This is a genomic window from Prochlorococcus sp. MIT2309, from assembly GCF_059772305.1.
In genome coordinates this window covers 1503207-1516609 of sequence record NZ_CM186282.1, presented here as the reverse complement: position 1 = coordinate 1516609, position 13403 = coordinate 1503207, and the positions used below count along the sequence as shown (strand labels likewise).

The 13403-nt window shown below is 36.4% G+C and carries 13 protein-coding genes and 1 pseudogene; 4 read left to right on the top strand and 10 right to left on the bottom strand.

The window, feature by feature from the left end; translation table 11 throughout:
• Genes AC6EJA_RS08200 through AC6EJA_RS08190 form a run of 3 tightly spaced genes read left to right on the top strand, consistent with a single transcriptional unit; the run spans nucleotide 1 to nucleotide 3165 of the window.
• Nucleotides 1–1074 carry a type IV pilus twitching motility protein PilT gene (locus AC6EJA_RS08200; protein ID WP_498503581.1) on the top strand — a complete coding sequence of 358 codons (1074 nt, stop codon included), beginning with the start codon at nucleotides 1–3 and terminating at the stop codon, nucleotides 1072–1074.
• A 15-nt stretch (nucleotides 1075–1089) separates the two neighbouring features.
• Complete coding sequence (locus AC6EJA_RS08195; RefSeq protein ID WP_498502167.1) at nucleotides 1090–2385, top strand: type II secretion system F family protein; 1296 nt, start codon at nucleotides 1090–1092, stop codon at nucleotides 2383–2385.
• A 54-nt stretch (nucleotides 2386–2439) separates the two neighbouring features.
• The gene (locus tag AC6EJA_RS08190) at nucleotides 2440–3165 is read left to right on the top strand and encodes a hypothetical protein (protein ID WP_498502166.1); all 726 of its coding nucleotides are present in this window, start codon (nucleotides 2440–2442) and stop codon (nucleotides 3163–3165) included.
• A 30-nt stretch (nucleotides 3166–3195) separates the two neighbouring features.
• Here the strand turns inward: AC6EJA_RS08190 and AC6EJA_RS08185 are convergent, their stop codons facing one another.
• The 3 genes from AC6EJA_RS08185 to AC6EJA_RS08175 form a co-directional block, all read right to left on the bottom strand.
• Nucleotides 3196–3543 (bottom strand): hypothetical protein, encoded by a 348-nt coding sequence (locus tag AC6EJA_RS08185; protein WP_498502165.1) that lies wholly within the window; start codon nucleotides 3541–3543, stop codon nucleotides 3196–3198.
• A gap of 307 nt (nucleotides 3544–3850) precedes the next feature.
• Nucleotides 3851–4699, bottom strand: coding sequence for a type IV pilin protein (locus AC6EJA_RS08180; protein WP_498502164.1), 849 nt, complete (start codon nucleotides 4697–4699; stop codon nucleotides 3851–3853).
• Nucleotides 4700–4897: 198 nt separating this feature from the next.
• Entirely contained in the window at nucleotides 4898–5731 is an 834-nt protein-coding gene (locus AC6EJA_RS08175; protein WP_498502163.1) for a type IV pilin protein, read from the bottom strand.
• Nucleotides 5732–6109: 378 nt separating this feature from the next.
• Between AC6EJA_RS08175 and AC6EJA_RS08170 the strand changes: the two are divergent.
• Nucleotides 6110–7006, top strand: a pseudogene (locus AC6EJA_RS08170) (replicative DNA helicase); the annotation flags it as partial.
• A gap of 155 nt (nucleotides 7007–7161) precedes the next feature.
• Here AC6EJA_RS08170 and AC6EJA_RS08165 read toward each other — a convergent pair.
• From AC6EJA_RS08165 to AC6EJA_RS08135, 7 genes are all read right to left on the bottom strand, one after another.
• Nucleotides 7162–7968, bottom strand: a complete 807-nt coding sequence (locus tag AC6EJA_RS08165) for a prepilin-type N-terminal cleavage/methylation domain-containing protein (RefSeq protein ID WP_498502162.1) — start codon at nucleotides 7966–7968, stop codon at nucleotides 7162–7164.
• Nucleotides 7969–8076: 108 nt separating this feature from the next.
• Nucleotides 8077–9063 carry a prepilin-type N-terminal cleavage/methylation domain-containing protein gene (locus AC6EJA_RS08160; RefSeq protein ID WP_498502161.1) on the bottom strand — a complete coding sequence of 329 codons (987 nt, stop codon included), beginning with the start codon at nucleotides 9061–9063 and terminating at the stop codon, nucleotides 8077–8079.
• A 276-nt stretch (nucleotides 9064–9339) separates the two neighbouring features.
• Nucleotides 9340–10314, bottom strand: coding sequence for a lectin-like protein (locus AC6EJA_RS08155; protein WP_498502160.1), 975 nt, complete (start codon nucleotides 10312–10314; stop codon nucleotides 9340–9342).
• A gap of 177 nt (nucleotides 10315–10491) precedes the next feature.
• Nucleotides 10492–10662, bottom strand: coding sequence for a hypothetical protein (locus tag AC6EJA_RS08150; RefSeq protein WP_498502159.1), 171 nt, complete (start codon nucleotides 10660–10662; stop codon nucleotides 10492–10494).
• Nucleotides 10663–11124 (bottom strand): hypothetical protein, encoded by a 462-nt coding sequence (locus tag AC6EJA_RS08145; RefSeq protein ID WP_498502158.1) that lies wholly within the window; start codon nucleotides 11122–11124, stop codon nucleotides 10663–10665.
• Between the two features lie 58 nt (nucleotides 11125–11182).
• Entirely contained in the window at nucleotides 11183–11374 is a 192-nt protein-coding gene (locus AC6EJA_RS08140) for a hypothetical protein (RefSeq protein ID WP_498502157.1), read from the bottom strand.
• A gap of 110 nt (nucleotides 11375–11484) precedes the next feature.
• Complete coding sequence (locus AC6EJA_RS08135) at nucleotides 11485–13185, bottom strand: ShlB/FhaC/HecB family hemolysin secretion/activation protein (protein ID WP_498502156.1); 1701 nt, start codon at nucleotides 13183–13185, stop codon at nucleotides 11485–11487.
• Nucleotides 13186–13403 lie beyond the last annotated feature (218 nt).

Sequence of the window (13403 nt, the reverse complement as noted above, 5' to 3'; positions counted from 1 at the left end):
ATGAACATGAGATTGACAAAATTAATGACTGAATTGGTTAATAGAGGAGGTTCAGATCTACATCTCACTGGAGGAAGTATTCCTTATTTTCGAATACAAGGGCAAATATTACCGGCCGAAACAAATCCATTCTCTGACGACAACCTGAAAGAGGAGTTAACAAAACTCTTAGGGCAAAAGAAACTAGATGTTTTCATTGCTAAGAAAGAATTGGACTGTAGTTATGGTCTTAGGGGTATAGCCAGATTTAGAATGAATATTTTTTATGATAGAGGTCATATTTCCTGTGTAATGAGGGCTCTAAGCACTGATGTACCTACTTTCTCAAAAATTGGTTTACCTGATAGCGTTCAACAATTACTCAATAGACCTAGAGGACTTATGCTGGTAACAGGCCCTACTGGGTCAGGGAAGACTACTACTTTAGCTAGTTCTGTTGATTGGATAAATGACAATAAAGCTCACCATATTCTGACAATTGAAGACCCCATTGAATTCATTTTTGAGAATAAGAATTGCTTGGTTAGGCAAAGAGAAGTAGGAGAAGATACTTTATCTTTCAGCCATGCATTGAAATCAGCATTAAGAGAAGATCCCGATATCATATTGGTAGGAGAAATGCGAGATTTAGAAACTATTAGTTTGGCTATTACTGCAGCAGAAACTGGCCATTTAGTAATGGGTACACTCCATACTTCCTCTGCCTCTCAAACTATAGACAGAATAATTGATGTTTTCCCAACCGCTCAGCAGCAACAAATAAGAGTTCAACTTTCATCTTCTTTAATAGGAGTGATATCTCAAACATTATGCAAAACTATCGGAAACAAACGATCTCTTGCCGCAGAAATATTGGTAAACAATAATGCAATAGCAAATTTAATTAGAGAATCAAAAGCCGCACAGGTTTATTCTCAAATCCAAGTGGGGGCAAAATATGGCATGCAAACACTTGAACAAGCTCTTTTCAATCTATTTAAACAAGGTATTATTACAAAGGAAGAAGCTTTTTATAAGTGTAATAAACCTAATGTTTTGAATGGACTTTTAGGTGCAAATGAACAGTCTCCTTAAATAGAATAGTTTGATATGGAGTATAAATTTATTTCAGACCCAGAATTAAGAGATGCACTAAATGATGCACGTGCAAAAAATATAGCTAATGATATTAAAGAAAGAAAAATAGGTAATGATGACTCAGATTCATTATTAAATAAAAAGCAAAATTTAAATCAAGATAATGATCAATTGAATGAGCTAAAATTAAAACCAAGATCCAGCAAAAATAAGAAATTCGACAGTTTAAAATCCAATAAAAAACGAAAAAGGAAAAGAAGATTAAAACCACCTTCTATCAAATCACTTGCAATTTCTACCAAGCAGCTAGCCTCAATGCTTCGCACCGGACTTCCATTACTTGAATCGCTTAATATTTTATCGGAGGCAACTGATGACAAGACGTTAAAAATATTTTTTAAAGATGCGTCTTTGCAGCTGAGTCGTGGCTCTACCTATGTTTCAGTATTAGAAAAGTATCCTGAGATATTTGATGATATGTATGTAGCTTTAGTATCAGCTGGAGAAGCAGCTGGATTATTACCTTCAGTTTTAGAAAGAGAGGCATTACTTTTACAAAGTCTAGCAAAGATTAAAGGCCAAATACAAAGTGCTCTTGCATACCCCATAGCAATATTTATTCTTACAATTATTGTTATTATTATCATGCTTGTATTTGTGATCCCAATATTTGTTGATATGTATCAATCTTCTGGAGCGCAATTACCTTTATTAACACAGGCATTAGTGAATTTATCAAATACAATAAAAGAGCCCTCATTTACTTTTAAAGCGTTGCCGATCGGAATTTTCTCGACTTTTATGTTAAAAAAACAATTTCAGAGAGAGTATTTTCTTAATTGGCGTGATTCAACATTATTAAAGATCCCTATTACAAAAGATCTAGTAACAAAGTCCTGCTTGGCTAATTTCTCAAGAACATTATCTGCTTTAAATTCTGCTGGAGTGCCAATTCTTGAATCACTTTTAATAGCGAAAAGGACACTAGGTAATAGAGTCTTTGCAAGAATTGTTGACAAAATGGATATTGAAATTAAAGCTGGACAGCCTATTTATAGAGTATTGGCAAAAGAAAGAATTATCCCAATCATGTTTGCATCAATGTTTCGTGTTGGAGAAGAAACAGGAGAACTTAGTGAGATGATTAATAAGCTTGCTGAATTTTATGAAGAAGAGGTTTCTGGAAGTGTTAAATCAATAACTTCCATAATAGAACCATTAATGATAGTTTTTGTTGCCTCAATTGTTGCATTTATACTTGTTGCAATGTATTTACCTATGTTCAATATGATGAGTACCGTAAGCTGAATCTTCTAAATATCAAATGATTTCATATAGATGATCAGATTAACAATTTAGAAAATGAATAAATATTTAATTACCTTTCTTAAAATCTATATTTTTATAAATATAATCTTTTCTATTCAAATTACCTTTCAATATCCATTAAAATCTAAAGAAAATTTAAATCAACCTGAAATTGGAAAAGATTTCATTTTAACTAGTTCTAATTTAATTTCTATATTTAAAATATTGGAAAAATCTGACAGTAAATTATTACCTACTAAAACAATTAATAGAGATGGATCTATAACTTATAGGTATTTACAAGAGCAATATGAAGATGAAAAAACACTTTTTGAAATTAAACAACTCATAGCAAATCCACCTAATTATAGGTTTGAGAAAAATTTTATTATTTCTGTTTTAACTAGATTAAATAGCTTAGGTGTTAAAGTAATTATAGGAAATACTACAGTTGAAGAATCATCCGCAGAATGGATCCCATTTTTAAAGACCATAAGAATTAGTCCAGAAGTTTTAAAATTAGGTTCTCATAAATTTGCTGTCGTTTTGAATCATGAGATAATACACATTGCTCAATCATGTTCAGCAGGAAAAATAAAATACCAGCCTAGATTTATTGGTACAGAAATATCTCTTAATAGAATGCATAAAGATTCTTTATCAAGTCCTGTGTATTCAAATATAACGCCTATGGAGAGAGCTATAGAAATTGAGGCTTATTCAAATCAAGACAATTTGAGTCTTGGTTATTGGTTACTGGGGCAATATTGTATTAAATAGTAATTTTTAAGAGATAATATTTTTATATTTCTATTTGTTTCTATTAATTTGTTTATTGACAGATTTAAAAAATCTCTCTAATGCATAATCGTCTAGTTCCTCATTGTTGAAATTGTCTATGAGTTCTTCTTTGAGTTTTTCTAATCTATCTTTCATCATCTCACCCTCTAAATCTACAGTAACTATATTTCCTTGATTGTCTTTCGTTTGAGAGCTCGCCTGCCATAAAATCAAAATAGCTTGTCTGCCTGGTGTTAATTTCTCAACATTTTTTGTTGAATAAGCAGCACATGCTCTTTTAAAAGATGCCCAAAAGGGAAAGGCATCGAGTTCTCTATCAGTTTGGTCTAATAGTTCTGTAAATTTATCTGATTGCATTGGGCGTTTGCTTGAATAATAATTAGGTGTGAATCTCCAAAAGGATAATTTTTCCAATACAAGTCTAGTTCATTTGTTGATTTATAAAAGCAGATAAAGGTTTTGCATACTTTAGTGGATTAACTGTTATGGAATAGAGTTCCCTAAGAAATAAGAACAACAGCCTTCACACAAGTTCGTTGAAAATAATAAGCAATTAAATTTATTCAAGAAACTTAAAGAGCTTTTCCCCTTTCATTTACAGCTTTGGGTATTAAGACCGACTATCTTAAGCGGTAAATGCACAGGCAATATACGTGAACTTCAATTAATTCAAATCCAACCCAGGCGAACAATTAACTTTTGGGCTGATGATCGTCTCACTTATCCCAAACCTTGGTTGTGTATTGGATCCACCTTGATCGTTGTATGCAATAGCTTTAACCTCTAAATTACTTTGACCTTTGCTTTGAATCATTATTTGATTGTAATCCACTGAAGCAGAAATTTTGTTCCCTTCCTGATCAATTAAGTTTGCTTCATTAATTTGATCTGCTAATTGTTGCCAAAACTTGCCATACCAACGTATTTTACCGCTCTTATTATTGTCAGCTGGATATTCGTCTAAATCATCATTCCTTACACCCATTGTGCTGTCATAAACCCCTGCAGTAAATCCACGTCCGTTAATTATTACGGTTGCACGATCATTCCTACCCCACCAACCTGAAAGTTCTAAAGATGTTTGATTACCTTCAAAAGTTGGTGAAGGACTGGAAAGACTTGCAAGATTCTGCACATTAATTTCACAACCTAATTTACCTTGCAAAAAATCATAATAATAATAGGGGTATTCATCTTGATTCTCAGGTTGGGCAACAACCAATCCACTAACTAAGTTACCTAAACAACTATTGGAATTCCGCGTCTCAATTGAATATCCATTTAGAGTTAATAATGTAAAGGCTGGATCCATTCCTAAGTCTCTATTCATCTCACACTCACTTTTAATATTCCTTAGAGCCGTTCTGGCTGCAAAGGCTCTTGTACGTCGGGTATAGCGATTAAACGACACCAATCCAATCTGAGACAAGATCGCCATGATGATGATCACAACGATTAACTCCACTAATGTGAATCCTTCTTCTTCTTTTTTTAGGTTCTTCAACTGTTTCATAGGTCAATACTAGATTGATTTGTTATATCCAACAGGCATCCATGATAATTAAAGTAATAAAAGCAAAAGCTAAGGTTTACTCAAACTTTACTCAAATTTTCTCTTACTTATTTCTCTTTACTTTTTTTCAAATCACTAATCAACAACACTTCGGTAAATTAAGTTGATGCAAATGGAGAACTTGTAATGAAGTGGTAATTAATTAATTGGATTACTATGCATTTCCCCTGGGCGGCCTCCATCTTCAACCCATTTCTTATATCTCAACCAATCATAATTATCGCCAGAGCGTCCTCCAGGATTATCAGTATTTGGAATAACCCAATTTGGCTTTTCTTTTACTCGTTCTCCATTTTTCCCATAGCAACTCAAATGAACTGAAGTACCTGCTTCGCCTATTATTAGATTTTTTTTCTTGAAAGTATATGCATAGGTTTCTCCTTTTTTCGCATTACAGTTGCAATGCAACCCACCACGAACACTTTCCATACCATAATTTCCTTGGACTCTAGATTCACTACCACATGATGGTCCATCGAAGATTTGATCACCTTTATCATTAGTTCTAACAGCAACTAATGATCCATCATTTTTTGAGTCATTTGCATTTGGGATGCCATTAGAACAATCTTTAAATAGATCATCTTTTGTACTGGAATAATTACAACCTATAGTTCCATCTACAAAATTATAAAAATAAGAAGGATATTCTCCTTGATTATCTGGGATGGCAGAAACCAATCCATTACCTGATCCTCCTACACAACTATTGGAATTATCAGGTTGGAGTGAATATCCACGTGGTGTTAATGGTGTAAACGTTTGATCCATACCTAGATCGCGATTCATCTCACATTCACGTTTGATATTTCTCATTGCTGTTTCGGCTGCAAAGGCTCTTGTACGTCGGGTATAGCGATTAAACGACACCAATCCAATCTGAGACAAGATCGCCATGATTATGATCACAACGATTAACTCCACTAATGTGAAGCCTTCTTCTTCTCGTATTCGTTTCTTCAACTGGTTCATAGATCAATACTAGATTAACTAGTTAAATCCAATAGGCATCCATGATAATTAAAGTAATAAGAAACAGAGTTAAGGTTTACTCAAACTTTACTCAAACCACCATTTTCGCTGAGATCCCATGGTACCAAAGGAGATTAACTACTGGCTAATGAAATACGTAAGACGCTTTGATGAGCTCAAAGAGTAATGGGGTCTAGAACGCAGAGGTGCAGTACTGGAGGGGCTTCTCGATGAAATTTTTGAAGAAGATAAAGATAATCCAAAGAGTTAACGTGGAATCTAGGCTTAAGTATTTCTTCCTCTGGTCAGGTCAAAATTTTATGGTTTAGATGATGGTCCATCCCCAAATATTTGATGGAGCAAAAGCAAGGAAACATGGAGACTGAGCAAACTGGACAAGCAAAGGAATCAGCAGAAATCTCATCAACAGCAGAAATCCTTAGCTCTGTTTTTGATGAAATAGAAAGCCGTTCTAATGGGACTTCCGTTTCAGGAATACCGGTTAATTTCTGGGACTTCGATGCAATGACTCAAGGACTGCAAAGAGGGTCTTTAATTGTTATCGCTGGCAGACCAGCGATGGGTAAAACATCCTTATGCCTCAACATTGCAAAGAATGTTACCGAGATTCATAATCTGCCTGTTTGTATCTTTGGCTTAGAAATGAGCAAAGAGCAATACACCTATCGACTTCTGTCAATGGAAGTTGGCATTGAATCACAAAGACTGAGAACTGGACGACTTCAAAAAGATGAATGGCCTCTTCTTGGCAAGGGTATTGAAGAGCTTGGCCAGTTTCCCCTTTTTATCAATGATAGATGCGATATTACTGTTGAAGAAATACATGCTACATGCAAAAAAATTAAGGAAGAAAAAGGCAATGGTGAACTTGGCTTAGTCGTTATTGATTATGTTCAACTCATGGGCGGACCAGTATATCCATCACGAGATGAAGAACTATCTAAAATCATTGTCAAATTCAAAGATGTGGCAAAGCAACTAGATGTTCCTGTCATTCTAATGTCTCAAGTTAGTCGTGATATTGAAGCAAGAGAGAATAAACGTCCTATTCTTTCCGACCTAAGAGAAACACAATCACTAGAGAGTCATGCAGATCTTGTTGTCATGATGTATCGAGATGATTACTACGACCCTGAATCAGAAGAGCCCGGGATTACAGAACTCATCTTTTCTAAGCACCGCAATGGTCCAATCGGCACAGTGAAGATGTTATTTGAACCTCAGTACACAAGATTTTGGAACTTAGCTGCTTAGAAGAAGAGAAAAAAGAAAAGGATGAGAACTCCCTACTGAATTATGAATATGACGATGGTGTCGACTGGGAGGACTAAGAAAACTATAAGTACTCATCTTTAATTAAAATTAACCCCAAATTGTTCACATATAATCAAAGAAATTAGAGGAATACCCTATTGAACATCTACCGTTAACTCACCCAGTGCAGTATGGCGATGTCTAGGATAACTAGTGTATGACCTATATTCAATATATCTACCTTTTATATTTCCCAAGTCAATCTTGGTAAAAAGATTTTGATTATTTGGGTCATTTTCTACATATGGATCTGTAATTAATTGATCATCTACATATATTTCGACATTACCTCCTTCAGGTAAAACAATGTTGACTGACCCTATTATTTTTTCTTCTCCTAAATCAAATTTCATATGAACATTACCTCTACAAGTCCAAAAAGTTTTAGGGTTTCCATCAGTAGCAAATGAAGGAGGATTGCGCCTACTTATCGCTCCCCACAATTGTCCATACCTAGACCCTAACAGCCCGCAAGAAGATTCAAGAACATCAGGAGTAAGTACCGTGACATTGTTAGAAGTTCTTGAAGAAGATTCACTGATTAAACCGGTTAAGTGTTCATAGAAGTAAGTCGGGTTTTTATTAACTTCATTCGGTACTGCAGAAACTAATCCGGTCCCAGGATCGCCATAACAACTCAAAGATTCTTGAGGTTGCACTGAATATCCACTCGGTGTCATTGGCGTAAAAACTTCATCGACTCCTAAATCTCGGTTTGACTGGCATTCTTTCTTGATATTGGCAATCACAGTTTTCGCTCCAGCTGCTTGCGTCTTTAACCGCATTCCTTGCCAAGCAGGTATTCCAATCGCAGCTAATACTCCAGCAATAATCACAACCACCAACAGCTCAATCAACGTGAATCCTTCTTCTTCTTTTTTTAGGTTCTTCAACTGGTTCATAGATCAATACTAGATTGACTAGTTAAATCCGACAGGCAGCCATGATAATTAAAGTAATAAGAGCAAGAGCTAAGGGTTACCCAAACTTTACCCAAACCACCCATTAATTTAATTCTTAAGACCTGAATCTAACGTTTCATAATCAGCTTCAAAGCCAAACCATTCTTTGAATTTTTCTGGACTATCCCACTTTGGTCTTATAACCACTATTGGATTGCCCTCTGAATCAAATGCAGCTTCTGGCCGATAATAATTATAAGCTCCGCACCATTGGTTACTGCATGAAAAGTTTTGATGATTAGGGTTGAAATTTTTAAAATTTCCATTTTCATCATAACCATAACGTTTTGGAATTTCCCAAGCTTTAGGTTTAACTCCACCAAAAGCTTCTAAAGGAGCTTTTACGGTTTTGCAAGGCTGGGAATTAGAAGATCGAATACTTATTGCTTTCCTCTCATAATGTCTCTTTGCTATTGGATGATTTGGAGAAAGCATTACATACCTAGTTTGGAAATTATTTGGATATTCATTAGTTTTTTTGGCAGGATTCTCTTTCATGACTTCCCCATAAACAGCTATGCAACTGCCCATGTTCCATACTTTCACATCATTAATTATCAGATTTCCATTTGAATCTCTATTGGGAGCCCTAATTGATTTATTTGTTTGATTTCCAGTTTCCGTTTGACATTGAGGAAACAAATTATCTGTTGTATTGGAGTACTGACAACTTATATTTCCCTCCTCAAAGTTATAGAAATAACTTGGGTATTCATCAGGATTATCTGGTATTGCAGAAACCAAACCACTACCCGCTTGACCTAAACAACTATTAGTTCTTCTTGACTGCAAAGAATATCCACGTGGTGTTAATGGTGTAAAAATTGCGTCCATTCCTAAGTTTCTATTCATCTCACACTCACTTTTGATATTCCTTAGAGCCGTTCTTGCTGCAAAGGCTCGTGTTCGTCGCGTATAGCGATTAAACGACACTAATCCAATCTGAGACAAAATCGCCATGATGATGATCACAACGATTAACTCCACTAATGTGAATCCTTCTTCTTCTTTTTTTAGGTTTTTCAACTGGTTCATAGATCAATACTAGATTGACTAGTTAAATCCAACAGGTATCCATGATAATTAAGGTAATAAGAAACAGAGCTAAGGTTTACTCAAACTTTACTCAAACCACCCTTTTTTGCCCAAATCCCCTGATATGACTGAACCTAACTACTGGCTAATGAACAGTGGGTCGGAAGTTTAGATGTCAAAGCTATATTCAAATCAATGCATTAGCTTCTTTTCTACTGGTTTAGCTTTATTTTTTGGATCTTAACTTTATCTCAGAGATATTTCTTTGAATAATATTTAGCTATTACATCTTTGTATCTCGACTATCCCATATTCCATTTGGTACCAAGTCCTATGGTCACCACTCCCAATGGTGGGATCGGCCATATCGTTGAAATGTCCAGTATTTACTAACCCAAAAAAGTTTTCATCAGGCACATTCCCGTCAGATCTACCTTGATGCATATATGTCGATTCAACTGGCGTACCATCTGCCCATTCAAGATTCTTTTTTTGTTCTTCCTTACTCAGTAGATGTTGATTTGAAAGTTCTCTACCTGGCTTTTCTCTCAATCCAATCCAATAAGCAATTTCCTTACCTCCGCCTCTACCACCAGAGCCATCATTCCAACCATAAGCTCCATAATTAGGATTTTTTGGTTTAAGCCATTTTAGATTTTGAACAATCCAATCACTTTCTTTTTTATCATTTATCGTAGCCAAATGGCCTCCAATTTTTCGAGAATTTGCTTCAGCTTCATCCCAATTCTTCCCTTCAACAACAGCATAAGCAGAACAACCTCTCTCTATATAAGTATCTTTAACAACAAAATCATTCCTCTCTAGTTTATTTTTTAGACTCAGACAGTCTTTGAACAAATTATCTGTTGTACTGGAGTACTCACAACTTATATTTCCTTCCTCAAAGTTATAAAAATAACTTGGGTATTCATCAGGATTATCTGGTATCGCACTAACCAAACCACTCCCCGATTGACCTAAACAGCTATTAGTATTTCTTGATTGCAGTGAATATCCACGTGGTATTAATGGTGTAAAAATTACATTCATACCTAGATCTCTATTCATCTCACATTCACTTTTAATATTCCTTAGAACCGTTCTGGCTGCAAAGGCTCTTGTACGTCGGGTATAGCGATTAAACGACACCAATCCAATCTGAGACAAGATCGCCATGATGATGATCACAACGATTAATTCCACCAACGTGAATCCTTCTTCTTCTTTTTTTAGGTTCTTCAACTGGTTCATAGATCAATACTAGATTGACTAGTTAAATCCGACAGGCATTCATGATAATCAAAGTAACAAGACCCAGAGCTAAGGTTTACTCAAACTGTACTCAAACACCCCTTTCGCTGAGATCCCATGGCAACAAAGGAGATTAACTACTGGCTAATGAACCACGTACCAGAGCTAATATAACAGTTATACCAAGGCTTTAAGAAAAAGAGTAGAATCATATCCACTGTTTTGAAAGCATTTTGCTCCTACCAAAAGTCCAACCACCGTGGCTTTGTCTCTACCTGATACATCAAAAGCCTTAACACCAATAGGTAAGGCAAGAACAAGGATTAGGAAAAGTGTTAAGCGTTTCATTTATTTACCCATAACAACTTTTACTGCGTCTTTAATGTATTTTTGCCCCAATACCAAAGAGAAGACACCGATAAATGAAATAACAAAAGGAAAGCTAAAGGCAAAAACCACACCTAAAAACCAAAAGATAGGAAGGATAATAACGTATCCAAATAATGCACGAGGACTGCTGATAGAGCTAGGCTTGTCTAGATGTCCACCTTGAAAAAAGTGACTCCACATATCTTGGTAATACGGTGAAGCTATTAATAAATGCAGTCCTTGATATGTCATGAGTACTGCACAAAAAGCTCCTATTAAAAACAATAATGCTCCCAAGCGAATAACCATTCCTTTTCTTTCTTCACCGACTGCAATCACACGTGGGTGATGATCGTTTGTTATTTTCTTCCTCAAGTAATTGAGAGGAATTAGATAGCAGAGACCTAAAAGAGCAACAATGAATGCAGTTTCGTTATTCATTATTTACCGATGACACAGTAATAACTTCTTCCCTTTCTAGCGGATCCTTCTGAACTCTTCATGCAGCCTTAGCCGCTTTATTTCTTTTGGCGTAAAGATCAGCATTACCAACAGATAAAGAACATGCGAGTCTTTCCTCGGTTATTAGTAATAGAAACCTGATTGAAATAGAATAAAGAAATGAGGGTGAGAATGTTAAGCCATCCACACACCATCCACACATAACAATATCGCTGAGATCCCATGGCACAACAGGAACCTAACTACTGGCTAATGAAAAGTGAGCCTTGAGTGACTGACTTAGTTCTCAAGGAATCATAATTTTTTACCCAAACTTTACCCAAACTTTTTACACATTATTTAGAACCGATATCTGATATTCGAGAAGACTCCATCTCCTAGCAACCAATCATTCCATACTCCTTTGTTGTCATCCGTATTAAAAGAGTCGACCCAACCGACTTCAAGAACAACTTTTGACTTAACGAACCTACCAAGAATTCCACCAGCCCCAACAGCATCAGTGGTGGTGACCCCTTTTAATTCTGTATGAGCTCCGCCTGCTCCTAAGAAAGGCACCACTTGAAAAGCCTTATCCTCTTTTCTCCAGGGTGTAAAAGCCAATTCGCTTGTTCCAAGCCAACCACTATCACCACTCGTCAGGCTACCTGGAAGTCCCCTGATCCCTGCATTACTACCAAGTCCAAAAGTCATGCTATTAAACAGTGGATTCAAGGCAACTTGTCCACTCGCACCAAGATTGAGACCAACGCCTGGCTTCAGTGTCCATGCCAAATTTCCCTTCACACCGACTGCTCTTGCTTCCCCAGGCTTAATCCCATCTTCTGCAAAATCTACACGTTGAAAGTCTTCGCTGATTGCATTAATACCTTGCATTCCATAGATACTTCCTGTCCAAGACTTGGACTGATGTGATCCGTTGAAATTGACTCCAGCCTTTAGATGACCAGTTCTTACCCAACCCTCATCGCCTGCTCCAGCGACAAGATCCGATCTCAACCCGGAAAGATAGCTATCCGTTCGGTTGATATTTAATCCAACGAATGCGGTCCATGCCTGATTCGTTGAACTAGAAATTGTTTTCTCCAGTTGTCCCAAAACATGGTGAGTCATAAAGCTGATCTCACCTAAAGAGCCTGAGTGTTCCACATATTCCCTCTCACCATAAGCATAAGAAGAGATCAACCTCGTTTGATTGGCTAGTGGCCAGGAATAAGAAGTCGAAGCAACAATTGCTCCAACTTCAGGATCAGAATCATTATGAACTTCGAATGAGCTAATCAAACGATCCAGTTCTCTAAAGAGATTAGGCTTTACGAAAGTTGCCGTCGTTTTATACGCACCTGTTCCAGCATTACCATCATTTCTCACGCTCACTTGCCTTTGCCAAGGAAACGAGGGTGATTTCACAGTCAAAGTCAGAATTGCTTGCGTGGGGTCATTTCCTCGTCGACCCATATTCCCTTTGATTTGACCAACGCCAGGAAGTTTTCGAATTTCTACTAAAGCTTTTTCAATGGTTGGTAAATGGAGAACTGTCCCATTGAGATCATTTAATTTTTCTCGAATTAATGTCGTCAAAGCTTCATCATTACTTTCAACTTGTAGCTCTACTATCTGACCTAGAACGACCTCAATGATTCCATTGGATTCTTGATTGGGTTTTCGTATCTGCCAAAATCTTCTCTTTTGTTCCTCGGGTCGCTTGGTAAACACTCTGCTATTGATAAAGCCATCATCGAGCAAATATTTTCTAAGAACTTCCGCACAAGCTTCTAAGGTTTCTAATCGTTCTTCTCTTTTACATGAACTGAAAATTTGCTTGAGTTGTTCCTTGGAATATGGGGTTGGACCTTGAATCTCTGGCAACCATTCGAGATCAAGATCTTCTGAGTTGATTTCTTGAAGCTGGAAATCTTGAATCGATGGAGACTGTTCTAACGGTGCGTTTTGTTGCTGCTCTTCAAAAGGAGACGTTAAAGGCAACTCAACATTAGGGACAGTTACTGCTGCTACTAATAATGGGCTTAGAAGCAACAAATCAAAATTCTTGAAAACCTATCTAAATTAACTAGCCGCTGATCACGAGCAATCAAAAATCATCAGAGAACCATAATCACATTGTTCAATCTCAAAGAATTGAATAGTTTATAAGTACATCGAGCAAGCAGATATAAGCAAGTCATTTCTAAAAAAGAAGACTCAAAAGACGCTTGGACTGACGTTTGGGGTATTAGCTTGTCTTGTCGGATCTCCTA

What these genes read in the sequence shown, in the direction of transcription:
- AC6EJA_RS08200 (WP_498503581.1), top strand. Translation starts at nt 1, where the DNA reads ATGAACATGAGATTGACAAAATTAATGACTGAATTGGTTAATAGAGGA.
- AC6EJA_RS08195 (WP_498502167.1), top strand. Translation starts at nt 1,090, where the DNA reads ATGGAGTATAAATTTATTTCAGACCCAGAATTAAGAGATGCACTAAAT.
- AC6EJA_RS08190 (WP_498502166.1), top strand. Translation starts at nt 2,440, where the DNA reads ATGAATAAATATTTAATTACCTTTCTTAAAATCTATATTTTTATAAAT.
- AC6EJA_RS08185 (WP_498502165.1), bottom strand. Translation starts at nt 3,543, where the DNA reads ATGCAATCAGATAAATTTACAGAACTATTAGACCAAACTGATAGAGAA.
- AC6EJA_RS08180 (WP_498502164.1), bottom strand. Translation starts at nt 4,699, where the DNA reads ATGAAACAGTTGAAGAACCTAAAAAAAGAAGAAGAAGGATTCACATTA.
- AC6EJA_RS08175 (WP_498502163.1), bottom strand. Translation starts at nt 5,731, where the DNA reads ATGAACCAGTTGAAGAAACGAATACGAGAAGAAGAAGGCTTCACATTA.
- AC6EJA_RS08165 (WP_498502162.1), bottom strand. Translation starts at nt 7,968, where the DNA reads ATGAACCAGTTGAAGAACCTAAAAAAAGAAGAAGAAGGATTCACGTTG.
- AC6EJA_RS08160 (WP_498502161.1), bottom strand. Translation starts at nt 9,063, where the DNA reads ATGAACCAGTTGAAAAACCTAAAAAAAGAAGAAGAAGGATTCACATTA.
- AC6EJA_RS08155 (WP_498502160.1), bottom strand. Translation starts at nt 10,314, where the DNA reads ATGAACCAGTTGAAGAACCTAAAAAAAGAAGAAGAAGGATTCACGTTG.
- AC6EJA_RS08150 (WP_498502159.1), bottom strand. Translation starts at nt 10,662, where the DNA reads ATGAAACGCTTAACACTTTTCCTAATCCTTGTTCTTGCCTTACCTATT.
- AC6EJA_RS08145 (WP_498502158.1), bottom strand. Translation starts at nt 11,124, where the DNA reads ATGAATAACGAAACTGCATTCATTGTTGCTCTTTTAGGTCTCTGCTAT.